Source organism: Gordonia jacobaea (assembly GCF_965344965.1).
Lineage (GTDB): Bacteria > Actinomycetota > Actinomycetes > Mycobacteriales > Mycobacteriaceae > Gordonia > Gordonia jacobaea.
Genome location: NZ_CBDRLS010000005.1, coordinates 75,730 through 100,223, shown reverse-complemented (window position 1 = coordinate 100,223; position 24,494 = coordinate 75,730). Strand labels below are relative to the sequence as shown.

Here is a 24,494-nt window from a genome sequence, read left to right as displayed (position 1 = left end):
GATGTTCGACTCCATCCACAACGTCAACGACTTTCTCTCCGAGCACTGGCTCGCCGAGGTCTTTCCCTCATCCCTCAAGAAGCTGAGTGGTCAATGGAAGGAATGGGCCGAACAAGGAAAATCGACGCCGGTCAAAGGGCTCTCGGCAATTGCCGCCGGCTACATCCGCGACCTCGGAGATCTCCCGGACCCTGCGCTCGATACCGCGCCTACACGGGTTACCGAGCTGCACACGACCCTGCTCGAAGCCGTTGGACTGAAGGCTGAGCCAGTCAGACTTGCGACCAGCCAAGCCGATATCGAGATCGACGTTCCGTTGATCGCGCGGTACCCGAGCGCGACAGCAACGGATTCCTTGCACATCTTGCAGGCGTACCCGGTTGACAGCGCCGACGCATTGTTCGGAAACGCCGACGCGACGTTCGGACGAACAGGCACATTGGTTGAGCCGCTGACCATCCATGTGAACAGCGAAAAGACCAATCCGGTATTCGGCGTCAGCGAAGCCATCACCCAGATCTTCGTGAGCGACAACGCCCCTCGATACCTGATGGTCGTTGCGGGCAGCATCGTCCTTCTGACCGATGTCGCACGCTGGTCCGAGGGGCGCTATCTGGCCTTCGACGTCGCGACGGCGCTGGATCGTCGTGATGACAAGGCAAATGGCGAACTCGCCTGGCACGCCGGTCTGTGGTCGGCCAACGCGCTATTGCCCGATGAGGATGACGGCAAGGCCGAGCTCGACCGATATACCGAGAGCTCCGAGAAGCATGCAGTCGGCGTCAGCGAGGACCTTCGTGAGGGCCTGAGGATCTCGATAGAGAAGATCGCCAATGAGGTTCTCACCAAGAGACGTGACCAGGACCTGGCAGTCGAGGGCATCCCCGACCTTCCCCGCGACCTCACCACGCAGTCATTGCGGTTCCTCTATCGGATTCTCTTCCTGCTCTTTGCGGAAGCCCGGCCAGAACTCGGCGTACTTCCGGTGGGCACACCAGAATACGAATCCGGCTATGGACTCGACCGCCTCCGCGAACTCGTGCAGGTCCCGCTCACCGGGCGATCCGCAGACGGAACCCACCTCCACGACTCCCTCGAGCTTCTCTTCCGACTCGTCAACACCGGCCACAACCGCGGCGTACACGACTCCGACGGTCTGGTTTTCGAACCGCTACGCTCGGATCTGTTCGACCCAGCCAAGACCCCGCTCATCGATGGCAAGGGTATGCGGATCAGCAACCGCGTCCTCCAAGAGGTGCTGAACCTGCTGCTGCTCTCGAAACCGTCCAAGCGCAAGGGATCTCAGCGCGGATACATCTCCTATGCCCAACTCGGCATCAACCAGCTGGGCGCCGTGTATGAGGGCCTGATGTCCTACAGCGGTCTGATCGCCACCGATGACATGGTGGAGGTTGCCAAGGACGGAAACGCCGACAAGGGCTCGTGGCTGGTCCCTTCCAGCAAGTCCCGTGACTACGACGAGAGCATCGTCTGGCGAGAAGATCGCCTCACCGGCCGCAACGATATTGTCCGACACCCCAAGGGAAGCTTTGTCTTTCGCCTGTCGGGCCGCGACCGTCAACGCAGCGCCTCCTACTACACGCCCGAGGTGCTGACGAAGTGCGTGGTGAAGCATGCTCTGGCTGAACTGATCACCGAGGGCACTCGTGCACAGGACATCCTCGACTACAGGATCTGCGAGCCGGCCCTGGGCAGTGGCGCGTTCCTCAACGAAGCCATCAATCAGCTCTCGGCCGAGTATCTCAAACGGCGTCAGGACGAGCTGGAAGAACCTATCAAGCCCGAGGAGTACGCAACCGAACTTCAAAAGGTGAAGGCATACCTCGCGCTGCATCGCGCCTACGGCGTGGATTTGAACTCCACTGCTGTCGAACTGGCCGAGGTGTCATTGTGGCTCAACGTGATGCACCGGGGGCTCCAAGCGCCGTGGTTCGGACTTCATCTCCGGCGCGGCAACTCGCTCATCGGGGCCAGGCGCGCCACATACGACCTGACTGCTTTGGGCCGCGCCAAGAAGAGCTGGCTCAAAACCCCGCCCGTGGACAGACCACTCGCGGAGGGCGCTATCGGTGACGGGGAGATCCATCACTTCTTGCTGCCCGCCGACGGGTGGGCAGCGGTCGCCGACGCGAAGCAGGCCAAGGAGCTCGCACCCGATGCCGCTGCCGCGCTTCGAGAGTGGCGCAAGAGCGTCACCAAGAAGCCGAGCCAGAAGCAGGCCGACCGTCTGCGAGCGCTCGCCACACGCGTGGAACGCTTGTGGGCGTTGGTCTTACGCCGCATGGAGATCAGCGAGCAGCAGATCTCACGGCACATCGACGTTTGGGGAGCGGACGTACCGGCGGTCGAGGATGCAGTCTCGCGCGAACGGGTCGAAAAGGAACTGCACGATCCCGAAGGCCCATACGAACGCTTACGCCTGGCAATGGATGCGTGGTGTGCGCTGTGGTTCTGGCCGCTCACCGGATCGGTAGTCGATGCAGACGACGGACACCCAGGTCCGCCGGACCTGGACGAGTGGTTGGTGACTCTGGAAGAGCTTCTTGGAGCGGCAGGAATCAAGAAGGTCGGCAGAGGTCAGGGGTCATTCCAGGACCTCGCCGAGGGGTTCGAGGAGCTGGCTCAGATTGATGACCAGGATCGCCAGTTCTCGGGAATGAGGTCCATCCCTGATCTTCTGCTTCGCCATCAGTGGCTGGGCACGGCCCGTGAGATCGCCCAGGAACAGGGATTCTTCCATTGGGAGTTGGACTTCGCGCAGGTCTTCCAGCGTGGAGGGTTTGATCTGCAGGTGGGAAATCCGCCATGGGTTCGGCCGAAGTGGCTCGAAGATACTGTCCTTTCCGAATTCGATCCGTACTTTTCTCTAAAAGACAAGATCCCGGCACCAGAGTTCGTGAGGCGTCGTTCGAAACTTCTCGATCTTCCTGCAGTAACGGCGAGTTATCTCTTCGATTTGGCCGCGTGGGCTGGAACGTCGGCTTCGTTGGGCTCTCCAGTTGATCACGCCGTGCTGGCTGGGATCCAGACTAACTTGTATGCCAACTTCATGGAGCTCGTCTGGCGAGCTTCAAATCGGTGGGGCGTTGCTGGGCTACTGCACCCGGAGGGGCATTTCAGTGATCCAAGCGCGGGTATCTTGAGGGCAGAGGCCTACAAGAGGTTAAGGCGACATTGGCAGTTTGTGAACGAGTTAATGCTATTTAAGGAAATTGGGCATCCTGTAATATACGGAATCCACATCTACGGCGTTCCTTCTGTGATTTCGTTCCTGCAGATGTCTTCCCTTTTGACTCCGGTCACCGTGGACAACTCAGTAAGTGCTCACGGTGTAGATGTCGGACAGATTCCAGGGATTCAGTATCCATGGGGAGGATGGGATTTTCGAGGGCATCCTTCGCGAGTGGAAACAATTACCCGGGACGTTCTCGGCGATTGGGCAAAACTGTTTGATCCTCCAGGAACCCCTGCCGAACAGGCCAGACTACTTCGGCCCGTGACCAAGGAGCACGTGGACGTTCTATCGGTCTTGGCTCATCAGCCTAGCCGAATGTCAGATCTGGACTATCGATGGACTCGATGTTTCGACGAAGATAAGGGAAAGAAGGAAGGCTACATTCAATGGTCCACATCCTACCCGCCAAGTTGGCAAGAGGTAGTGCTCCAGGGGCCGCATTTCACCGTCGCAACACCCTTCGCTAAAGAGCCGAACGAAAATTGCCAGAGTAAAGGCGATTACACCACGTGGGACCTCGAATCCCTTCCGGAATCGGTGATCCCGCGAACCAACTACCAGCGCGCATGCGATCGCGAAACCTACGACGCCGGCATTCCGAAGTGGGGGGACCGGCCCGCGACGGACTACTGGCGGGTGGCATGGCGAAATATGACCCAACCGGGGTCGGCGAGATCGCTCCATGCGGCACTTGTGCCACCGGGGGCAGCACATGTAAACACAGTCAACTCGTTGACTGTGTGTACATGTGCTAGCCCCTGTAAACAGTTGTCGAGCCCTGACGGGCTTTCCGACGTCCGAAAGACCGCCTTGGTAGCGGGTATGTGGGCATCGCTTCCGTTTGACTACCTGGTCAAGGTCAGTGGACGCCCCCACGTTCAAACCGAGGTTGTCGATCGCTTCCCGGCCCCGGTAGATCATCCGGCAGCCGGGTACCTTCTGCTGCGGACGCTCCGATTGAACTGCCTGACAAGAGATTTCGCTGAGTTGTGGGAGGCGTTGTACGACAGCGGTTTCGTAGACGACTCGTGGACGACCCCCTTTGCCGAGCTGCTGAACCCGCTCTCGGTCAAGGCACACGACTGGTCCATGAAGACACCGCTGCGCACCGACTTCGAGCGTAGAGCCGCGCTCGTCGAGATCGACGCATTGTCTGCGTTGATGCTCGGGCTTACCGCAGAGCACCTGGCGTTGATGTTCCGAGCGCAGTTCCCGGTGCTTCGCAAGTACGAGTACGAGATGTACTTCGACGCCAATGGTCGCAAGATCGCGAAGGATCATCACGCGCAGGGTGTTCGCCAGCAGAAAGACGACTTCAAACTTCTGCAGGCGTGGATGAACGGCGAAGACCACGGCGACTTGCTTGATCGCTACACGCCGTTCGAGCCCGACTCCGACCACGACGAGCCGTGGTTCTACAAGCCCGATCGCGAGGCCGAGATGCGCGCAGCGTACGCAGAGTTCGAGCAGCGATTGGCCGGCAACGGATGACCGCACCGAATCCGAGTCTTCCCTCGCTGCTTGCGATGGAGACGCAAGAGTCGATCGTGGAGTACCTGTCCACCACGTTCGCCCTCTCGGATCCCGAAGCGCAGCAGTCGCTCCGGGCATTCCTGTCGAATCCTGAGACAGGGATCTTCCGTGGCCCCTACCTCAAAATCAGGACGCCGTATCGGCCGGTCGGGACCGGATGGGTATCGCCCCTGGAGTGGATGCCCCAGGGGTTCAAACCTTTTCAGCATCAGGCCGAGGCGTTCCGGCGGTTGTCCACGAATGGCAAACCGTCGCAACCGACCATCGTCACAACGGGCACGGGATCGGGCAAGACCGAATCGTTCCTGATTCCCTTGCTGGATCACTGTCGACGCGCGGTCGCTCGCGGTGACAAGGGCATCAAAGCGATCATTCTGTATCCAATGAACGCGCTCGTCACCGACCAGGCCCGCCGCCTCGCGGAGTACATCCACGACGACTCCCGGCTTGCCGACGTCACAGCGGGTGTCTACATCGGTGGCAGTGGCAAGAGGAAGCGGGCAAGTCGCCACGCGCTCATCGATCATCGAGATACTCTGCGCGACAACCCGCCTGACATCCTGCTCACCAACTACCGGATGCTCGATCTGCTCTTGCTACGGCAAGCAGACGCGGGTCTCTGGGCCAACGTGGCGCTGAGCCTGCAGTACCTCGTGCTCGATGAGTTTCACACCTACGACGGCGCGCAGGGCACAGATGTCGCCATGCTCATCCGTCGTCTCGGCGCCCGGGTCGGCGTTGCAGGAGCAGGCGGCCCGCTCGGAAGGGTCACGCCAGTGGCAACCTCCGCAACCCTGGGCGGCGCAACGCAGGGCACGGTTCTCCGAGAGTTCGCCGAGACCATTTTCGGTAGCGAGTTCACCCGGGATTCCCTTGTCGGAGAGACATCTCTGGCCGCTACCGACGTCGTGCCCGTAGTCGACTTCACCCTCGACATCCCCACAGTAGATGACATTCTGGCGACCCCCGCGCCAGTCAGTGACGATCCGTCAACGTGGGTCCCGCTCGCAAGTGCAGTCCTCGGAGGAGCGGGAGCCGAGCTCGGCGACCTGACCGATCCGGTGATCATCGGGGAAGCACTTCGACGCCACTTCCTGACCCGTGTGGTCATCGATGTTCTCGGTGGCAACCCGATGACCGTGGCCGACGCCGTGAACGGTGTCGCCCAGGCCGGCATCCTTCCGTGGGGAGTCCACAACTCCGCCAATCCCACTGAGGCGCAGGCCGCGTTCCTCCGATTCCTTGCTCTCATCTCCATCGCGCGAACACGAGACGGCTCCGGCGCGCTTCGGCCACTGGTCAACCTCCAAGTCCAGACCTGGGTCCGCGAACTGAGCCGAATGCTCCGCATCGTCGGCCATGCACCAGAATTTCACTGGTGGCACGACGGACCGATTGAGGGACGACGACTGCTCCCGGCCACGTACTGCCGGGTCTGCGGCAGATCCGGATGGATGGCCGCCACCACCGAACTCGGTGACAATCTCGCCGGCGAGCCCGCAACCATCTGGCGTAACAGTGCGCGACATGGCAGTCGTGCCAAGACCCGGACCCTTCTCGCTGCAGCCACCGATGAGGCCGGCGTCCGACATCTCGACCCGGAAACGCTCGAAGTGCACGCGGCACCAGGCGAAAACACCGTCGCCGTCCACATGTCGGCAACCGATGAGGACGCGGCCAACGAGGTCTGCCCGTCGTGCGGTGCTCGAAACGCGATCCGTTACATGGGGTCGAGTGTCGCGACGCTGTTGAGTGTCGGTCTCACAACAGAATTCGGGTCCAGGGTGCTTCCCGACGACGAGAAGAAGACCCTCGTCTTCACTGATTCTGTGCAGGACGCGGCCCACCGTGCAGCATTCATCGAGGGAAGGGCTTTCGCTTTCAACTTTCGATCGGCGCTCTTCCGTGCACTCGGCGACTCTCGTCAGAGCCTGGCTGCCGCGGCCGATGCGCTGGTGTCGGCCGCTTCAACCGAAGACCTCTACGCACTCACCCCGCCGGACTTCACCCGACGTCTGACCACTGACGCCGACTGGCTTGATCACGACCCCGGCGTCCTGCGATCGTTGCTCGCTACCCGATTGGCCTTCCAGTCACACATGGAGGTGGGCCTGGGCGCTCGAACCGGTCGCACACTCGAACTCACCTCCTCCGTGGCAGTCGACATCGATGTCGATCTAAATGTCTATGGAGACATCGTTCGTGACATCCATCAGAACCTGCCACAGCTGAGCCTGGATGGGCCTCTCGAAGGAAGTGGCTATGGCCCTTGGCTTTTCGGTATCCTCGAGCATCTCCGGATCGGCGGCGGCATCATCCACCCGTGGCTCGCCCGCTACGTGAAAGAGGAAGGCAAACGCTGGTCGATCTGGGGCGGGAGTGCTGACGGCATGCCCAAATTCCCCCGCGGCCGTCCGGCACCGTCGTTCTATACAACCGGACTTGCAGGCCACACCGACTTCCAATCGGTCAATCCGCGCGGTGAGTCATGGCTCACCGATTGGACAAAGAGGTGCCTTGGAGTCGGCGGCGGCGAAGCCCGAGCCCTCCTCGGCAGTGCGCTCGATCAGTTGGCTGCCGAGCCCGGTCCACTTGCTCGGAGATCGGGGGAGAAGGGTTCACAGATCTTCGGGCTCACTCCGGAATCGATCCTCCTCGACGCCGCGGGAATTGCCCGCCTCGATTGTCCGACCTGCCATCACGTGCAACCGGCATCACAGAACCGAGTAGACCTCTGGGAGGGTGCGCCGTGTCCGCGAATGCGGTGTACCGGGCGACTTCAGGTCGGGGGCATCGAAGAAGCGAACTTCTATCGGACCATGTACCGCAGCGGGCGCATCCGTCGCATCGTGAGTGCTGAGCACACCGGACTTCTCGACCGCACAGAGCGCGAGGAAGTCGAGACCCGCTTCAAGGTCGGCGGGTCAGCATCTGACCCCAACATCCTGGCATGCACACCGACGCTCGAACTCGGCATCGACATCGGCGACCTCAGCACCGTCGCTCTCGCCTCTCTGCCGCGATCGACGGCCAACTATCTCCAGCGCGTCGGGCGTGCAGGCCGTTCCACCGGGAACGCCTTTGTCCTTGCCGCCGTACCCACTTCACCTCGCGACCTGTACTACTTCTCTCAACCCGACAACCTCATCGCCGGAGAGGTTCGGCCGCCCGGTGCCTATCTGGAGGCCACCGAACTCCTGCAGCGCCAGTACTTCGCCTTCTGCCTCGACAAGATCGCCGGCGGTCACCTGCACATCTCAGAGCCCATGCCGCCCAAATTGAGCGTGTGCCTTGATGGCGGAATGAACGACGGCGCCTGGTTGCGGACTGTCGTCGACACGTGCATCGAGAACGCCGAATCCCTCGCCACAGAGTTCGCGGAGTTGTTCGCCACCAACATCTCTGATGACGCCCGCCTTCACCTGCGAGCATTTGCCGGTGACGGGATGCGAACACTCGTCGCCGCGGCCTCAGCTCGCTGGGTGTCCGAGAGCGATGAGATCCGGACCCGGATGAGCGGCCTCTCCGAAACGATCGCCGCCATTGACAAGCACGGGCACCTCGACGACGCCCAGAAAGAAGACCGCAAGCGGTGCGGAGGTGAGTTCAGAGCCCTGAGCGAGCAACTGTACGAGCGAGGAAGCATCGAAACACTGACCGGACTGTCAGGCGTCGGGCTGCTGCCGAACTACAACCTGCTCGACGACGCAACGACTCTGGACGTCCACCTCTGGTGGACCGTCGGAGATGCCGGTGGCAAACCACAAACGGAGGCGCTCGACCTCAGCTACGAACGTGGGAGCGCGACCGCGCTCACCGAACTCGCGCCGGGAGCCTTCTTCTACGCCGGCGGTAAGCGGGTCGAGATCGATGCGATGGACATCGGGCCGTCTGCCAAACCTCACTGGCGCAGGACGCGGCTGTGTCCCGACTGCGGTTGGGGCACAACCACATCGAATCCCGTACAGATGTGCCCGCGGTGTCATTCGACAGCCGTGGCCGATTCCGGAGCGGTGCACAATGTGCTGGCGTTGCGGAAGGTGTCGGCGGTTCACAGACTCGACGACGTTCTCATCGACGAGGAAGCAGAGGATCGCACGCGTACCTTCTTCGGTACCGTCGGCGGCGTCGACATCGAACCTCAGGACATCGCACAGGCGTGGCGCTTGCGTGGAGCAATATTCGGTGCGGAGTACGCCAAGTCGGCGACCATTCGAACCGTCAACACCGGATTCGGCGACGCACCGGGCGAGACGATCACCATCGCGGGGGACCAACGCAACGCTCCGGGATTCACCACCTGTGAACACTGCGGCGTGGTTGCCTCACGGAACACACCGATCGCCGACGTCCGCCACCGCGGCTATTGCGTCACCCGACGGGGTGGCGACGAGAAGTGGACACGTCTACTGCTCTCGCACGAGCTGCGTACGCAAGCGGTGAGGCTGCTGCTCCCGGTGTCATTGTTGAACTTCGAGACAACGCTGGCGTCGTTCAAGGGGGCGCTTCTGCTGGGTCTGCGCAAGGATTTCGGAGGAGACCCGCAGCACCTCTCTGTGGTGGCGTCGAGCATGACCGACGCAGAGGGCGCCACCCGCCGGTTTCTGGTGTTGCACGACACCGTGCCGGGCGGTACCGGCTACCTGGATCGCTTCGGCGAACCCGAACGCATGCGACGCATCCTCACCCTCGCGCGCGACACATTGGCCGAATGTCCCTGTCGCACTGAAGAACTCCGTGCCTGCCATCGATGCCTCTACGGGGTTCTCCCTGCACGGGACATGACCCACGCATCCCGGGAATCCGCATTGGCCCTGCTCGACGACTTCCTCGGACAGTGGGACGTCGAGCGGATCGGAACGGTCACCGGGATCGACATCGGCAAGGTTCAACTCAGCGAGTTGGAGATCCGCTTCCGAGAGTTGATGAAAACACTGATCGACGCTCGGCCCGGTTCGTCGTATGAGATCACGCTCGGCAGCAACGGCGAAGAGCTCGACATACGGATACCCGGACCCGATGGTCAACCCCGTAGGTGGCGGATGCGGCCACTCGTGCAAGTGGTGGCCTCCGGGGTCGCCACCGAGCCGGACTTCTTGTTCACCAGGGTCGACGCGCAAACGGCGGATGTCGCAATCTACTTGGACGGCAAGCAGTTCCATGCGAGCGTTGACCACAATCGCACGGCCGATGACGCGCGAAAACGCGATGCGCTACGTCGGGCGGACGCCAGGGTCTGGTCCATCTCGTGGGAGGACGTCACCGCCGTCGAGACCGGCAACGCGAAAAATAGATCGCAGGACATGGTCCACCAGCACGTCAAAAGCACTGCGGCCGAGCAGGTGAGTGATCCTCGACTGAAGTACCTGTGGGACAACCCGGTTGATCTTCTGGTCGAATACCTCGCCGACCCCGACGCCGATGTCTGGTCGACAGGTGCCGTTGCCACCGTGCTGGCCCTGGTGAATCCCTCTGTCAAGCACGGCACCGGCAACCCGATCATGACCGGCACGGCAGATCTTGGGCAGACACTCGCAGCGGCCGCCACCGGAGAAGAATCGCCGTCCGAGCCGGGTTCCATCGTCGTTGTGCCTCGGCAAGGATTGAGTGGATTGCCCATCGTCATCTGCGCCGACCCCGAAGATTTCGAGCCCACACTCGGAATCCTCACCGTCCTCGACGATTCCGATGAGGCAGTCGGCGGCAAGGTCCATGATCAACGATGGCGCGATTGGCTGAGATGGGCGAATGTGCTCCAGTTCGTGTCGTTGCCGCACTTCGGGGATCTGCTACCGCAACGAATGGCTGCAATCTGGACGACGCAATCGCTCGCCGACTTCTCGGCACTCCCGGTGCCGTTGTCAACTGCGTCGACCGAACGCACCGACATAGTCGTCCCGCTGTCCGGAGAGTGGAAGATCGTTCACGAGTACGCAGATCCTTCGATGTCCGGCCTGGTGGAATCGTTGGCGGATGCCCACGCCGCGGTTCCCGAGGTGGGAATGGAACTCGGTCCGGAGCAGTCGATATGGCAGGTAGAACTCGGGTGGGAACAGCCGCGTGTCGCCGTCGTCACCGATTCTGACGAGGACCGCGACGAGTGGCTTGAGCAGAACGGCTGGCGGGTATTCCGGATCGCTGATGGAGAGGGATCGGTCCTGGCGGACGACATCATCAACGCACTGGCAGGAGAGCGCGCGTGAAGAGACGAGTGCAGATGCACGAGATGTTCGAGGAGTCCTACGACAAACTCGACGGCAGCATCAAGGGCAAGGTCCTCAACTTCATGGTCAAGCTCCAGCAGGATCCGGATGCTACCGGGCTGGACTTCAAGAAGCCGAAAGGCGCTGCAAACAAGTACATCAGGACCGCCCGGGTCAACGACAACTATCGGGCCGTGCTCGTCGACCCGGGCGCCGACTCGGCGCTCTACCTCGTCTCGGTGCTGCCCCACGATGACGCGTATGAGTTCGCCGGAAAGGTGACGCTGCAGGTCAACACGAAGACCGGTGCCGCAGAGTTGTTCGACCCCTCCGCGCTGCAGAAGGCGATCGACAAGGCGCCGGTGACGGCGGGTGGATCTTCCACGCCATTCATGCCCGCCACGGTCAGAGTCATCGACCTCGAACGCTTCGGCGTCGAACCGGAACTCGCGGACAAACTGACCAAGGTGGAAGGGGAGAAGGCGTTCCTCGGGATCGCCGAGGCCCTACCGAACACGCAGGCAAACGCCGTGCTGGACCTCGCATTCGGGAAGAGCCCTGACGACGTGTGGCGGGACTACGGGATCGATGAGCCCGGGCCCGTTGATCCCGACGACATTCAAAAGGCATTGAAGCGTTCGATCTCGCAACTGAACTTCACTGCCGCGGCCGGTGAGAACGAGGCCGAGCTACGCGCGGTGCTCGAAGGCGATTTCGCAAAGTGGCGGGTATGGCTGCATCCGCTCCAAAGGCAGCTCGCCACGCATGACGGGTGGAACGGCCCCTTCCGTGTCACCGGTGGCGCCGGAACCGGGAAGACGGTCACCGCGCTGCACCGGGCCCGACACCTGGCCGCACGCCTGGATGCCGAAGGCGGCGGGGCCAAGGTTCTGCTCACCACCTATACGCGAAACCTGGTCCGTGCCATCGAAGCCCAGCTGATTGAACTCGCCGGAAAGGACATCACCCAGCGGGTCGAGGTGCTCAACGTCGATGCACTCGCCCGCAAGGTGGTCGCGTCGACCGACAGCGGTCGTGCACTCGTTGGTTCCTCGACGCTCGTGCACGACGGTGATTCGCGCGTAAAGCAACTGTGGTCGGTCGCCGCGCAACAATCCCCGGAGGGGTTCACTCCGGCGTTTCTCGCCGACGAATGGTCGCTCGTGGTGCTCGGCAACTCGATCGAAACCGAGACCGCATATCTCCGCGTGGCCAGAAGTGGGCGAACGCAACGACTGTCGCGCCCTCAGCGCGCGGAGGTCTGGAAGGTGGTCGAACACTTCCAGCGGTTGATGCGGGCCGAGGGACTGATCACATTCACCGAGCTGGCGGCGCGCGCAGCCACATCCCTGGCCACGGATTTGACGCTACGTGATCGCTTCGGCTATCGATTCGCCATCGTCGACGAGGCACAAGACCTGCACCCCGCTCACTGGAAGATGTTGCGGGCGTTGATAGCTCCGGCAACCGACGACCTCTTCATCGTCGGCGACGCCCATCAACGAATCTATGGGCGGCCGACCCCGTTGTCGCGCTACGGTATCGAGACTCGTGGGCGAAGTCGACGACTGACCATCAACTACCGCACGAGCCGCGAGATCCTGCGGTGGACCCTCCATGTTGCCGATCCCGACGTCGACGATCTCGACTTGGAGCCCGAGAATCTGCAGGGCGCCCGGTCGGTATTCGGCGGTCCGGCCCCGGAGATGCTCGGATTCGACAGTGATGCAGCAGAACTCAAAGGCATCTCGGCGCTCGTCGAGCAGTGGGAAGTTGAGGGGTTGAACGCCGCCGACATCGCAGTCTTCTCCTACGAGAAGCGGCATCTCGACGGCATCGTCAGAGCTCTCGATTCAGGGGGAATCAAGGCATCGGTGGTCGGCTCGAACACTGCGGAGGAGAAACTCGGTGACGTGGTCCGTGTCATGACCATGCACCGCGCGAAGGGGCTGGAGTATCGCGGAGTGATACTGGCGGGATTGGGAGCCAACGATTTTCCACCCACCTACCTCGCACGAAAGAAGCAGGACGATCTCGTCCGCGAGCTCGCCAAGTTGCGAAGCGTGCTGTATGTCGCGGGTTCTCGTGCTCGAGAACGCCTGGCCGTCACCTATGTCGGGGAACCGTCGGAGATGCTGAGATGAGTCCAACCACTGACGGAACGATGACCGAACGACTCGAGCTCGACGACTCGCAACGCGCTGTCGTCGCGGCGGGCGCGGACGCTCGTCTTCTCGTGATCGCCGGAGCCGGACAGGGCAAGACCGAAGTGGTCGCATCGCGTATTGCCTACCTCGTCGAGGAAGAGGAACTCTCGGCGTCGTCGGAAATGATGGTGCTCAGCTTTTCACGTGCTGCCGTCCACGTGGTGCGCACTCGTCTCGAGGCGCGTGAGGTCGCACGGGTGGACGTGCGGACGTTCGATTCGCTTGCGTCCTACATCTTGGCGCAATGCGGCGTCGAGCCCGTCGGTGACTTCGCCAGCCGTGTGCGGCAGGCCACCGGCCTTCTGGCGGACCAGGACAACGAACTGGATGAGATCGAGAACATCGGGCACCTGATCTTGGATGAAGTTCAGGATCTGGTCGGCGACCGTGCGGAGATGACGCTGGCGCTTCTCGACCGATTGGATGAGTCGGCGGGGTTTACCGCGCTAGGTGACCCGCTCCAAGGGATCTACGACTTCACCCTCGAGAAATCCACGAGCAAGATGACTTCAGCGGAGTTTCTCGATCGACTCGTCAGTGTTTACGGGGCAACACGGGTCGCGCTGCAACACAATTATCGCGCTCGAGGTGCGTTTCCCCGCAACGTGATTCAGCTGGGGGAGAGTCTTCGGAGCGAGTCCGAATCCGAGGCGGCAAACACCCTGGTCGACTTCGAATACAGCTTGCCCCATTCGGGCGAGATCACCGACTGGGGTTTCCTCAATGACGCGGATACCGGACGAACAGCCATTCTCTGTGCCACGAACGGCGAGGTTTTGAGAGTCTCACGATTCCTGACCTCGCAATCGGTTGATCACGTCGTGCGCAGACAAGCACGGGACTTCGGAGCTGCTCGCTGGGTTGCGGAGGTTTTTGAAGACTTTGCGGGACCAGAGGTCCCGCGGGTGGATGTCGAATCGGCGATACAACGAGAGTTGGATGGCGCGCTCCGGGATGAGGCGTGGTACCTGTTGAAGGGCGCCGAGGGCCGGACACGCACTATGAACCAGCTCAACCTTCCCCGGCTCCGAAGCCTTATCGCGTCGGGCTCTGTGCCCCTCACCCTCACCGAACCCGACACGGCACAGGTGATCGTCTCCACCATTCACAAGGCCAAGGGACTCGAGTTCGAGCGCGCCTATCTCGTCCACCCCAACGGCCCTGCCGGCGATCATCGCGACTGGCGAGTCCTCCGTGAGAAGTACGTTGCGTTCAGCCGTGCCCGTGACGAAGTGGCCATGCTCGACATCCCCAACGGCTGGTCAAAGTTCGAGAACCGGAACGGCAGGCAACGCGAACGGAAGCGGTCCAAGTCGGGTAAGTGGTACACGGCTGCAATCGAATTCGGGACCACTGACTCTCGAGATTCGGCCCCCACGCCAGGTGACACTCTTCGTGCGCGCAATGTGCAACGTCATCTCCGGGACGCGAAGCCGGGCGAAGTGATCACTGCGCACCATGACGCTGCACTGTCCGACATTGCAGGCGAGCTGCTGTTCGTTCTGTGCGACGCCGCGGGCAACGAGTTGGGGATCACGGACACCTGGTTTGGGAACGCGCTTCGATATGACTTCGACTATTGGTTCCGGGAAGGCTGGGGCGGCGTCACAATCGATGGGCTCCGGCTGACCGCGGTGGACACCGTAGCGTGCGATCCACGACTCACGGACGCTGCCGGTTTGGGAGAATCGGGCTTGTGGTTGGTGCCGCGTGCTTTCGGCCTCGTTACGCCGAACCAGGACTGATCAGCCATTGCGGCCGCGTTGAAAACGCTCCCGGATCTGTTCGAGGGTTTCCCCGGTGCGTTCCAATCGCCAGTCACGCCAGCCGTTCCTGCTTGAGCCGACGAGTTCTGACAATGCCGTTGAAGGACTGGTGAATTCACGGCCACCGGCGATGATGTTGCCTGCGCCCGTGATCCTCGCCGCAAACGATCGGCCCTTCCGCAGTTGTTCGTGGTAGACGCGGTCGCCTTCATTGATGAGGCCCGCCGCGATGAGGTCGCTGATGCTCTCTCCGTTGACTGTTCGCTTCGACACTTCGGTTTCAGCGAATTTTTCGGACGAAGGGCGGGGGAGCGGTTCGACGTTCGGTGATGTCGGTACGTCTGCCACTTTCTCGATGTAGATGGTCCCACCGATCTCTCGCAATGCGTATCCAGGCGCGGCCTCGTGGACCCGAACGGCCGTTCCGCCGTCGTGTCGTAACCTATCGGGAATTCGGTCCTCGACACGTGAGACCGACCCAACCGGCAACCCCGAAAAGTACTCCCGGATGTCGGCCCATACGTGCCCGAGTCGATCCTCGATGGAGTGTGACGCTGCCGGCGGTTCTACGGGTTTGTCGGCCTCGCTCGTGTGGCCGGTCGGCGATTCCGGATGGGGCCAGGTCTTACAGAAGGCCGCTGCGAGTCGGGCACCGCGAATGCTTATCTGAACATCGGATATCGACTGCGGCAGATCAGCATTGATCAGAAGGGGGGACTCAGCGAGTAGTGGACGTCGAGCGTCCCATTTGGTGGCCCTCGTCAGACGTCGCGGGTTGGCGACCAAACTGATGTTGCCCAGTGCGGCACGGGCATCGTCGTCGACAGGGTCATCTTGGCCGGCGAGGACAACGTGATCCAATGACTCGAGCTCATCAATCGGATCACCTGAATCGTGAAGCCCGCGTTCGCAACCGCGAAGGACCAGGCGCAAGCGTGCGCGAGTGAGGCTATTGAAAATCGGAGTGGAGACGAGAGTCTCCTTGATCTCGTCATCTGTCGGCCAGCGGCCGGACTCGGATGTGTTGTCCAAGAAGAAGTCTCGCACTGTGTCGGCATAGGGTGCCTGCCCGTTCCTGAGAACCTTCAGCAGTTCGAGCAGCATGCGGTTGTAGTTCTTGCTCGTCGACCGAAGAACTGCGCGTCGCACCAGCCAGGATTCGATATAGCCGAACGCTTCTGTTCGGTCGTCGGGTGCGGCTTCGGTACTCAGATACAGCACCACAGGCGAGAGCACCGTTGTGTCAAGGATTTCCGCTGTGTCGAGGAGCCGAATGTGCGCGCTCGCGCCGGTCTTTTCGGCCATCTCACGGTACACATCACTGGATGAAGCGATCTCTTCCGTCAGCGAGGTGAGATCGTCTCCCGACATGGCGAGCGTGATTTCTTTGAAACGGTTGAAGAGCCCTGTGGTGAGTACTTCTTCTCCGGTGCGCATCGTGAGGAAGTGCGAGAAGAAGGTGTCCACCCTGCTTCTGAACAGCCGGCCCTGCCGAACCTGCTCTTGCCAGAACGGTGTCTCCAGTCGGCGCCAGTGATCCTCGAATATCTGCTCGACATCTGCGCCGACGCGTTCGAGCTGTTGGAAGAGCGAGTTCTTGATCAGGTCACTGGGCAAGAGTGGCGTGCCCCGATCGTTGAGGCTCTCGAAGATGACCTGGGCATTGTCTTTGGCGTCGATCTCGATGACCACGAGTTGGAGGCCGCGACGAAGGCCTTCGACCAGCGATGTGGCGAGGCGTGGATCAGACTCGTGCTCGCCGAGCCATGTCAGGGTCTCCTCGTAGAAGTATTCGTATGCATCGTAGAGGCGGGAGTCTGCTGCCGTATCGCGATCGGAACCGCTGACTATCGATTTGAACGCGGCCCTGTCCCGGAGCGTCGGCCACACCTTGAAGTCCGAGAACTCCTTCGTCGACAGCTGGTCTTCGTTGACTGTGAGTCGGTTGAGGGTCCGCGCCAGCTTCACATCCGCGTTGGCGGTGGTCAACGCGTCGCGGACACTGCACAAGACGATCTGTAGCGTCGTGATTCGTTGCTGGCCGTCGATCACCTGTCGAACGCTGATATCGGCGGAATCTTTTTCGGTGCAATCCAGGACGACGGCGCCGAGAAAGTGCGGTTCAGCTGATGAGTCGTCGTGAATCGCCTCGGCCACTGCGAGGATGTCGGTCCACAGGGGCTCCCAGTTCCGGGTCCGGTCCCAAACGTAAGGTCGCTGGAATACGGGGACCACCAAACACTGCTCGCCCTCGAACAGTTCGCGGACTCGCTGGGCCCTGGCTTCCATCTCGGTTCACTCCGTCGGTGGCAGTTGATCTAATACCTTGAGTCAACCTAGCGGATGTCAATGACAGGAGAGCGAGCGATGGAGCCCCTCGGAAGAATGATCCTGGATTGGCTCGCGGCAGCTGGTCCTCTCACCTCCGTCGCGCTCGCGAATCGCCTGTCAGTGAACGTCACCGATGTCCAGGATGCGCTCCTTCGAAACGACCAAGTGTTCGGCCCGCCCACTGGTGGGGAGGAAGAGTGGAGTCTTCTGTCTCCTGCGGACCTTGCCGAAAAGTTGGGAATGCGACGAGCCATGCGGCCTTGGCAGGTCGAGGCATTTCAAAGGTGGGCGGCCTCGGGCAAGTCCGGGGTCATCGAGGCGGTCACCGGTGCAGGCAAGACCGAAGCGGGCCTCGCCGCCGTCGCCGACGCGCGCCGGAGGGGTGTTCCTGCGCTGATACTCGTGCCTGACGAGGGGTTGGTCGACCAGTGGCGAGAAGCTGTCGAGAGTGCATTTCCCGGGGTTCGGGTGGGTCTGCCAGATCGGTCTCGGGCACTCACAGCTCCTGAGCAGATCGTCGTATGCACTGCTGAAGGACTGGGGAAGAAGCGTCTGAGCGCTTTTCGTGACAGGGGGCTCCTCGTCGCTGACGAGATTCAGAGGCTCGCCGTTTCCGATCTCGCCGACGTCGTGTTCCCCAGAACCGAGATAACCGAGAAGCTCGGCCTCACCGCCTCGTACGAGTGGGCCAGCGTTCAGGTCGAGCGCACTTTGCGGCCGTACTTCGGCGAAATGATCCAGGGCTGCGGGTACCGGCGAGCGGTCGACGAAGGCATACTCGCTAAGCCGCTCGTTGTCACGGTGGGTGTCAGTTTCTCGGGCAAAGAACGCGATGAGTACGACGCACTGTCCAAACGAATTGACCGGGCCGAGCAGAAACTGCGCGAAACCGGAGTGGACCTGAGTGAAGGGATCTACGAATCGGCGCGTGCGATCGATTCCGGATCGCTGGCCGGCGAGATCAAGTACCTGGCGCACGAGTACCTCGAGGCCGTCGACGGCCGGCGGTGGGTGATGTCGGAGTGTACGTCGAAGGTCGGTGCGGTTGAGTTGCTGGCGGCTGGATTGCGCGATGTGCGGCGCACCACGGTGTTCACGATTTCGGACAATATGTCGTTGGGAGTCGTCCGTGCGGCCAAGGGCGCCGGTCTGCGGGCAAACGCAATCCTGGAGAACGATGAGCCCGGTCCTGTGCTCCGTGGGTTCTCGAGCGGGTCGATCGATCTGGTGGCCACCTCCCGCCTTCTCAATGAGGGAGTGGCGGTACCCACATCGCAGATAGGGATTGCAACTGCCGCGGCGCGCAGCCGCGCCCAGATGCTCCAGCGAATGGGAAGAGTCATTCATCCGGTTGATTGGGCCGACCGTACTGCCTTCGTCGTCGTGTACGTGAATTCCACGATCGAAGACCCCTTCGTCGGATCGAGAGCCGAGACCCATCTCGATGAACTGTTCGCAGTAGCTGCCGAACGCCACGACGTCGGTCCCGCGGAGGCTGCGGCGCTCTTGGCCGACTGGACTGGGCGTGTCGCCGATCGCGACGACGCCGACGAGAACGAGGACACGGAGCCGGCTGATCCGCCGCACAGCATCGAGGACGACTGGAATCCGGAAGACGCGATTCTCGACATCGTCGACGAGTATGAGGGCATTCTCACCTGGCGGGAGCTCCGCGAAGTACTACCAGACCTGGTTGTCGAGGAAGCCCTCATGCAGGGTGTTGGTGGGCTCTCATGGATGGCCGTCGGAGAGTCGTTGGTGGGGATCGGGGGACGGCGATCGGCCGGAGTCGAGGATCGCATTCGTACGCTCGACATGTTGGCCCAATTGTTCGTGTCCTACCCCCACGAAATATCGACCGATTGGCTGAACACGGTGATCGCCAGTGCTCTGCCCGACGGACGGGTGATGTCATCGGAGCGAATCAAGCAGCTTTGGGATGTGATCATCGCGGAGAACACCGGGCAGTCGGTGGTAGCGGTGACCCCCGATCCGGGTGAGGATGTCAGCGAGTCCGACGTTCTCGTGGCAAGCGGTGAGACCGATCGAGTGAAGCCCGAAACCCGGACACCGGTGAAGTCTTTCGTCGGTGCCGCGGATAATCGCGTTGTCCGAGCTGTTGTCGATCGCATCGAAGCAATGGGCGGGCAGGTGGATGCCGACCCGAGCGGTTCGACGTCTACGGTGCTGGTCACCGCTCCCGACGGGCGGACCTCTCTAATCACCATTCGTGGTGGCGCTTGGGGGCATTGGCGTGTGCCGAAGGCGGACCGCACGATTGCAGATGGCGCATCGGAACGAGACGCAGTTGTCCTGGTTGCGGACGAGCCGGGGTCGCAGTCGTTCTACATCATCCCGGTGGGACCGTATAGCGCCCGCATCAGAAGCGTGATGGGCGCCCATCCGACTCTCTACCGACCGCGCGACAATGCGCCCATCGATATCGAGACGTGGGTCATCAAGGACGGTCTCGAGCGTTGGGGCCTGATCGGATTGGCACCGACCGCCAGTTCGCAACCAGGTTCGTCGACGCAGTCTGTTGAAGGACAGCGTTCAGTTGAGACGGCGCGGTCTCTAGACCCGGCCGTGGTCGAACGAGTGCCCAGGCCCTTGGATCTTGTCTGGTCGCAGGAGGGAGAACTGAGGGTGGTGCTCGACTACGACGGCACCCAAACCGTCGGGTTCTTCAATCCTGACACGGCGAAGTTGCGCATCGACAGCGCGCCGGGCGCAAAGGTGTTGTCGGGTAAGACATTCCGAAATCCGGCCGTGGCGGCAGCCACCCTGAAGTCGAAGGTAAAGCATCGGACCGTATTCAGCGTTGGGTACGACGATTGGCTTGTCGACGAGAACACGCGTCAGACGCTGGCCGACTACCTGGGCTGATCGGTGGTGTGGGGTGCAATGCCTGCGTTGACCTCAGCCTTCTTGGGAGTGGTCGGTATGCAACCGAACGAGCCGTCCCATTTGCGTTTCACGGCTGAATCCAGGTCACAGGTTTTGAATTCAAGCCCCAGTGCAGAAGCGAGCAGGTGGACACCCATGCGCGGTGGAATCGCATTGCCAACTTGTTGGGATTGGTTGCGGCCCGACCACGGGTAGTCGATCGGAAAGGTCTGGAATAGGCCGGCGTCGGAAACGGAGAGGTTGCCGTGATTTGCGCCTTGAATGCTCTCGATGCGATTGCGAGTCGCTTTGCCGGTGATGGTGAACGACGGTGACGAGGAGTGTCGGATTCCTCGCTTGCTCGGGTCGCCCCCGGACCCATAGTTCGAGACTAGATTGAAATGCTCGACACCGTACCCCCTGCCCACTCCCGACAGTGCGTCGCTCATCGAGACACATTCAGGTAGAGAGCCGTCAAGGGGCTGATTGCTGGAGTTGCGTCGGTATGCCACGTGCGTTGGGTTCAAGGGTGCCATGGGGCCAATGTCTTTGCGCCGGGCGATCATTACGGCCCTGCGACGTGTTTGTGGGACCCCATACTGTTCGACCTTCACGACAGTCGTGAAGGTGTCGTACCCGGCATCTTCGAGAGCATCGGACATGGCAGTCCATATGGGTAATACCGCCGGAACCTGTTCGAAAACAAGAGAATCGTAGGGGCCGCCAGCGTAGTATGCGTCGAATGCCCAACGAAAGGGCTCGAGAACCAGACCGGATCGCTCGTCGGACAGTTCTTTGATCTGTGCGGAAACGTCGTCGCCATGTGCGATCTGTTTGACGATCAGTCGGATTGTGCCGAGCAATTCCCGGCCCTTTCCGGTTCCCGCGACGGTAAATGTTTGACAAGGCGGCCCCGCTGCCAGAACAGACGCGGCGACGGTTGTGTAATCGAACGCGCGGACATCGCCGTGAAGGGTGGTGAGGTCCGCGGCATCTCGTGTAGCGCAGGCGTCGTCATCCCACTCGATCCCGGTTGCGTGCAGCCCTAGCCAGTGTGCCGCCACATCGAGACCGCCCGGGCCCGCGAACAAGTCAACGACATGCATACCAAGATCCTGCACGATAACCCCCTGTGCGTCGAGAATACAGGGTGCGTGTTGCGCAGCACCAAGCGATTCCGCGTCCAGCCGTTGAGTAGTTCGGCGCGCAGGTGGTGCTCACCACTCAGTTCGAAGACTCGGGCAGGCTGTGTGCGCTTGGTGTTGAGTTCAGTGCGGACTCAGCTGCCTCACTGACATAGTCAGCGTCGCCCTCGTCCGGTCGGTACCCCAGCGCCGTGGCGACACGTTCCGCTGCCTCAAGAGTGAAGTCGTTGAGTCGAGGTGTGGCGGTGATCAGGACTCCGGTGTACCAGGGCGCGGACCTCATTATGGTGCCGCTTATGTCGGCTGCAGGGAAGTGAAGACGGTCCGCGACGTAGGTGAGCCAGCCGGGTGTGACCGGCGTGTTCAGGTCTCGGTTGCTGCGGGGATCGGGAGGGTAGACGGCAGTTGCATCGACGGCCGTCCACGTCGACGCGGTGGCAGTGTCGGGATCAACTGTGGTGACCAGGATTTCGAAGATCGTCGCGAGAATCGATTCAATTTGGCCCGAGGATGTGCCGTTCTCAAACGCAGGCTCTTCGAGGTTGACCGTCATTTCCACGGCGTAGACGATCCCGCGCAGAGTCTGAATGCTGATGACGACTTCGACGGCTCCGCTCGGAAGTCGAGACTGATCGCAGTTGATCACGCGAAGTGTGCGAGCGGCGGTCGCGTTGTCGCTCATTGCATATCCGGGGTTAACCCACGCGAAGGCGTCGCGGATTTCGGCGGGGCCAGTTAGGTCGATGGGCTGGCCCTCGTCGTAGAACCTGGCGATGGGCGACCATTCGGCGATGCCGAGCACGTCACTGTGCTGGAACGCCACGAATACGTCAGAGAGTGACCTGTAGATGTCGTTCATGGTTGTGGCGCTGTTATTTTCGCTGCGCGCGCGTACCCAATACAGGCCGCGGTTCGACGACCGGAGTTCGCGTTGGTGGGTGTGGAAGTACTCGAGTTCGCGGGAACCGCGCAGGTCGGCGACTGCAGCCGAATCGGGCAGTGCGGGCTCGTTTCCACTGAGAAAGCCCTCGAGCCAGCCACGTGCATAGTCGGTGATGGCGACGATCTCGCGAGGAAATACGGCGATCCCGTATCCCTCGGCCAGGTTGTAGAGCTCGACGCGTCCACGGTAGGTGTGCGCGTTGCCGCCGATGACGTATAGCTCGTCGGAGCTGTTGAGCCGCACGATGAGTCGCTTGTCTGCCCACTCGGGGAGTGGTCCGATGGTCATGGGTGCGGCCTCGCTGTTCTCATTCGAGGTCCTTTGGCGAAGATCGCACCCTGTGATTCGAGGATGTCGAGTAGGCGTCGACGGTAGGGGCCCGACGCAGCGCGCACTTGTGGACCGTGTGGCTCCCAACTTCTCGCGAGGCTCTCGACAAAGCCGACCGCGATGAGGCCCTTCACGTCGATGTGCTCCTGAGGGTAGCGGCCGTCGAGGAAGTCGAGGATCGCGACGGCCTCATCTGAATCTTCGATGTGGGTGCTGACCCAGTTCGCTACGTCCGCGAGGATGAGCTGATCGGGGATAGCAAGACCGTCGGCAGTGAAGTCTGCAGCGTAGTCATCAAATACCCTTCTGACAGAACGGAATTGGTCAGCCAACCGCCGAACGAACTCGATCTTGGCGGTCTCAGTTGCCACTGGGTTGGCCCCTCGGTCTTGATGGTCGTATGCCCAGCGACTCTGCCCGGTCCAATTGCTCATTGGCGTTTGGCCGAGCGTGTCACCCGATGCCTGGGTGATCGGGGTGATTTCGAACCGAATCGCAGACTCATGCTCTCGCAGCCAGGCGAGCATCGGTCCCAGTTCGTATCTTCCAGAAAAGAAGACGTTCTCGGTATTGGGTGCATCGGCGTACCCGACGAGTCGTAGTTGTCCCTGTTTGGACGTTTGCAGTCGTAGTCGAACGGTTGTCAGCTCTGCGCCTCTGTCTCTTCTCATTGCTCGTCCTCGACGGGTAGGTTGCGGTAGAAGTCGTCGATGTCGAAGAGGTATCGCCAGGCTGTGTCGTGAGCGATGTCGTCGATCCAGTTGGCGATCTCGTGTCCGCTGCCTGATCGTCCGATCATGATGTTGGGAAAGTCTGCCATGCCAACCGCGCCGATTGCGATGTTGTGGGTTTGGTTGTAGGCAGACACTGAAGCGATTGCTAGGTCAAATACATCGCCTGGGAGGTCATCGGTGACGGCGTCGTAGGCTCGAGCCAACGTCTGTCCCAGTGTCTCGCCCGAGGCTTGAGTGATGGGTGGAGGGTTCTGGCGGATGTTGCGTTCACATTCGTGGAGCCAATCGAGAATTCCCGCCAACTCCCAGTTTCCCCTAAAGAAGACAATGTTTTCGGAACCATCCTCTGGTATCCCAACTAGTGCGAGGTCTTCGTACCAATCACAATGGCTGCCTTCGCCCTCATGCCGGGGGCCGGTCTCAAATCGAAGCTTGACCTTCTGAACAGTTTTGCTCATTTTCGTTTCCTGGATCAAGTTGGTCGGACGAATACTGCCTCGGAGAGTCTGTGAGTGCATTGCTCATCATCCGGCCGGAAGGTTGCTGAAGAAGTCATCTGGGTCGAAGAGATACCGCCATGCGGTGTCGTGGTCGAGATCGTCGATCCAGTTACAGACTTCGTGACCGCCTGATCCTTTGCCGAGCAGCAGCCTCGGTATTTCCATTCCGGGGGCACCGAATACAACGTTGTGATGAAAGTTGTATTGGTAAAGCGCCTCGCTGGCAATGTCTATGACGTCTATCGGTAGATCATCCGACACGGCATCGTAAGATCGGGCTAACGTCTGCCCGATTGTCTCACCTGCAGTCTGGGAAATCAGCGGCTCCTGGTGACGGATCTTTGATTCGCATTCGCGCAGCCATTCGAGCATCAACTTGGGGTCGTACTCACCCTTAAATAAGACATGCTCTTGCACGGTGCCTTCAGGATATGCAAGTAGGGACAGCGCGACGTCGTCTCTCAACTCGAGACGTAGACGTATCGCCGTCGTTGTGCTCATTTCCCATTTTCGTAGTTTGTTGAATGCGGCGTTAGCGATGTCGCCACGCTCTCGGAACTCTTTCAGCACCTGCGCGGGTACATCCCATGTCGTGTCGGCCGGGTAGCCGTGACAGCCTCCAGGGTTGTCAGTTAGCTTGGGCGACTTGTCTGGCTCATC

11 protein-coding genes are annotated in these 24,494 nt (G+C 61.2%); 5 read left to right on the top strand and 6 right to left on the bottom strand.

Annotated elements, in window-relative coordinates; translation table 11 throughout:
* Window position 1: 1 nt before the first annotated feature.
* The 4 genes from ACRVY7_RS17355 to ACRVY7_RS17340 are packed head-to-tail and all read left to right on the top strand — an operon-like array spanning window position 2 to window position 14,944.
* Window positions 2–4,747 carry an Eco57I restriction-modification methylase domain-containing protein gene (locus ACRVY7_RS17355; RefSeq protein ID WP_431817962.1) on the top strand — a complete coding sequence of 1,582 codons (4,746 nt, stop codon included), beginning with the start codon at window positions 2–4 and terminating at the stop codon, window positions 4,745–4,747.
* On the top strand, window positions 4,744–10,992 hold the full coding sequence (locus ACRVY7_RS17350; protein ID WP_431817961.1) for a DEAD/DEAH box helicase: 6,249 nt from the start codon (window positions 4,744–4,746) through the stop codon (window positions 10,990–10,992). Before ACRVY7_RS17355 ends, ACRVY7_RS17350 begins: the two co-directional genes overlap by 4 nt.
* Complete coding sequence (locus tag ACRVY7_RS17345) at window positions 10,989–13,136, top strand: UvrD-helicase domain-containing protein (RefSeq protein WP_431817960.1); 2,148 nt, start codon at window positions 10,989–10,991, stop codon at window positions 13,134–13,136. Before ACRVY7_RS17350 ends, ACRVY7_RS17345 begins: the two co-directional genes overlap by 4 nt.
* A complete protein-coding gene (locus ACRVY7_RS17340; RefSeq protein WP_431817959.1) occupies window positions 13,133–14,944 on the top strand; it encodes a UvrD-helicase domain-containing protein in 1,812 nt (603 codons plus the stop codon). The genes ACRVY7_RS17345 and ACRVY7_RS17340 overlap by 4 nt, the downstream gene beginning before the upstream one ends.
* On the opposite strand, the gene ACRVY7_RS17335 is transcribed toward ACRVY7_RS17340, so the two are convergent.
* Complete coding sequence (locus ACRVY7_RS17335) at window positions 14,945–17,254, bottom strand: GmrSD restriction endonuclease domain-containing protein (RefSeq protein ID WP_431817958.1); 2,310 nt, start codon at window positions 17,252–17,254, stop codon at window positions 14,945–14,947.
* Window positions 17,255–17,548: 294 nt separating this feature from the next.
* Between ACRVY7_RS17335 and ACRVY7_RS17330 the strand changes: the two genes are divergently transcribed.
* Window positions 17,549–20,182, top strand: coding sequence for a DEAD/DEAH box helicase (locus ACRVY7_RS17330; protein ID WP_431817957.1), 2,634 nt, complete (start codon window positions 17,549–17,551; stop codon window positions 20,180–20,182).
* Here the strand turns inward: ACRVY7_RS17330 and ACRVY7_RS17325 are convergent.
* From ACRVY7_RS17325 to ACRVY7_RS17305, 5 genes are all read right to left on the bottom strand, one after another.
* Window positions 20,170–21,288: a DNA cytosine methyltransferase gene (locus ACRVY7_RS17325; protein WP_431817956.1), complete on the bottom strand. Its 1,119-nt coding sequence runs from the start codon at window positions 21,286–21,288 to the stop codon at window positions 20,170–20,172. The two genes, ACRVY7_RS17330 and ACRVY7_RS17325, sit on opposite strands and share 13 nt — an antisense overlap.
* Window positions 21,289–21,406: 118 nt before the next feature.
* On the bottom strand, window positions 21,407–22,558 hold the full coding sequence (locus ACRVY7_RS17320) for a hypothetical protein (RefSeq protein WP_431817955.1): 1,152 nt from the start codon (window positions 22,556–22,558) through the stop codon (window positions 21,407–21,409).
* Window positions 22,555–23,271 carry a hypothetical protein gene (locus ACRVY7_RS17315; protein ID WP_431817954.1) on the bottom strand — a complete coding sequence of 239 codons (717 nt, stop codon included), beginning with the start codon at window positions 23,269–23,271 and terminating at the stop codon, window positions 22,555–22,557. Before ACRVY7_RS17315 ends, ACRVY7_RS17320 begins: the two co-directional genes overlap by 4 nt.
* Entirely contained in the window at window positions 23,268–23,792 is a 525-nt protein-coding gene (locus tag ACRVY7_RS17310) for a hypothetical protein (RefSeq protein WP_431817953.1), read from the bottom strand. Before ACRVY7_RS17310 ends, ACRVY7_RS17315 begins: the two co-directional genes overlap by 4 nt.
* A 66-nt stretch (window positions 23,793–23,858) precedes the next feature.
* The gene (locus tag ACRVY7_RS17305) at window positions 23,859–24,404 is read right to left on the bottom strand and encodes a hypothetical protein (RefSeq protein WP_431817952.1); all 546 of its coding nucleotides are present in this window, start codon (window positions 24,402–24,404) and stop codon (window positions 23,859–23,861) included.
* Between the last annotated feature and the right edge of the window lie 90 nt (window positions 24,405–24,494).

Excerpts from the sequence above, each read along its gene's own strand:
- ACRVY7_RS17355 (WP_431817962.1), top strand. The coding sequence starts at position 2 with ATGTTCGACTCCATCCACAACGTCAACGACTTTCTCTCCGAGCACTGG.
- ACRVY7_RS17350 (WP_431817961.1), top strand. The coding sequence starts at position 4,744 with ATGACCGCACCGAATCCGAGTCTTCCCTCGCTGCTTGCGATGGAGACG.
- ACRVY7_RS17340 (WP_431817959.1), top strand. The coding sequence starts at position 13,133 with ATGAGTCCAACCACTGACGGAACGATGACCGAACGACTCGAGCTCGAC.
- ACRVY7_RS17335 (WP_431817958.1), bottom strand. The coding sequence starts at position 17,254 with ATGGAAGCCAGGGCCCAGCGAGTCCGCGAACTGTTCGAGGGCGAGCAG.
- ACRVY7_RS17330 (WP_431817957.1), top strand. The coding sequence starts at position 17,549 with ATGCGGCCTTGGCAGGTCGAGGCATTTCAAAGGTGGGCGGCCTCGGGC.
- ACRVY7_RS17325 (WP_431817956.1), bottom strand. The coding sequence starts at position 21,288 with ATGCATGTCGTTGACTTGTTCGCGGGCCCGGGCGGTCTCGATGTGGCG.
- ACRVY7_RS17320 (WP_431817955.1), bottom strand. The coding sequence starts at position 22,558 with ATGACCATCGGACCACTCCCCGAGTGGGCAGACAAGCGACTCATCGTG.
- ACRVY7_RS17315 (WP_431817954.1), bottom strand. The coding sequence starts at position 23,271 with ATGAGAAGAGACAGAGGCGCAGAGCTGACAACCGTTCGACTACGACTG.
- ACRVY7_RS17310 (WP_431817953.1), bottom strand. The coding sequence starts at position 23,792 with ATGAGCAAAACTGTTCAGAAGGTCAAGCTTCGATTTGAGACCGGCCCC.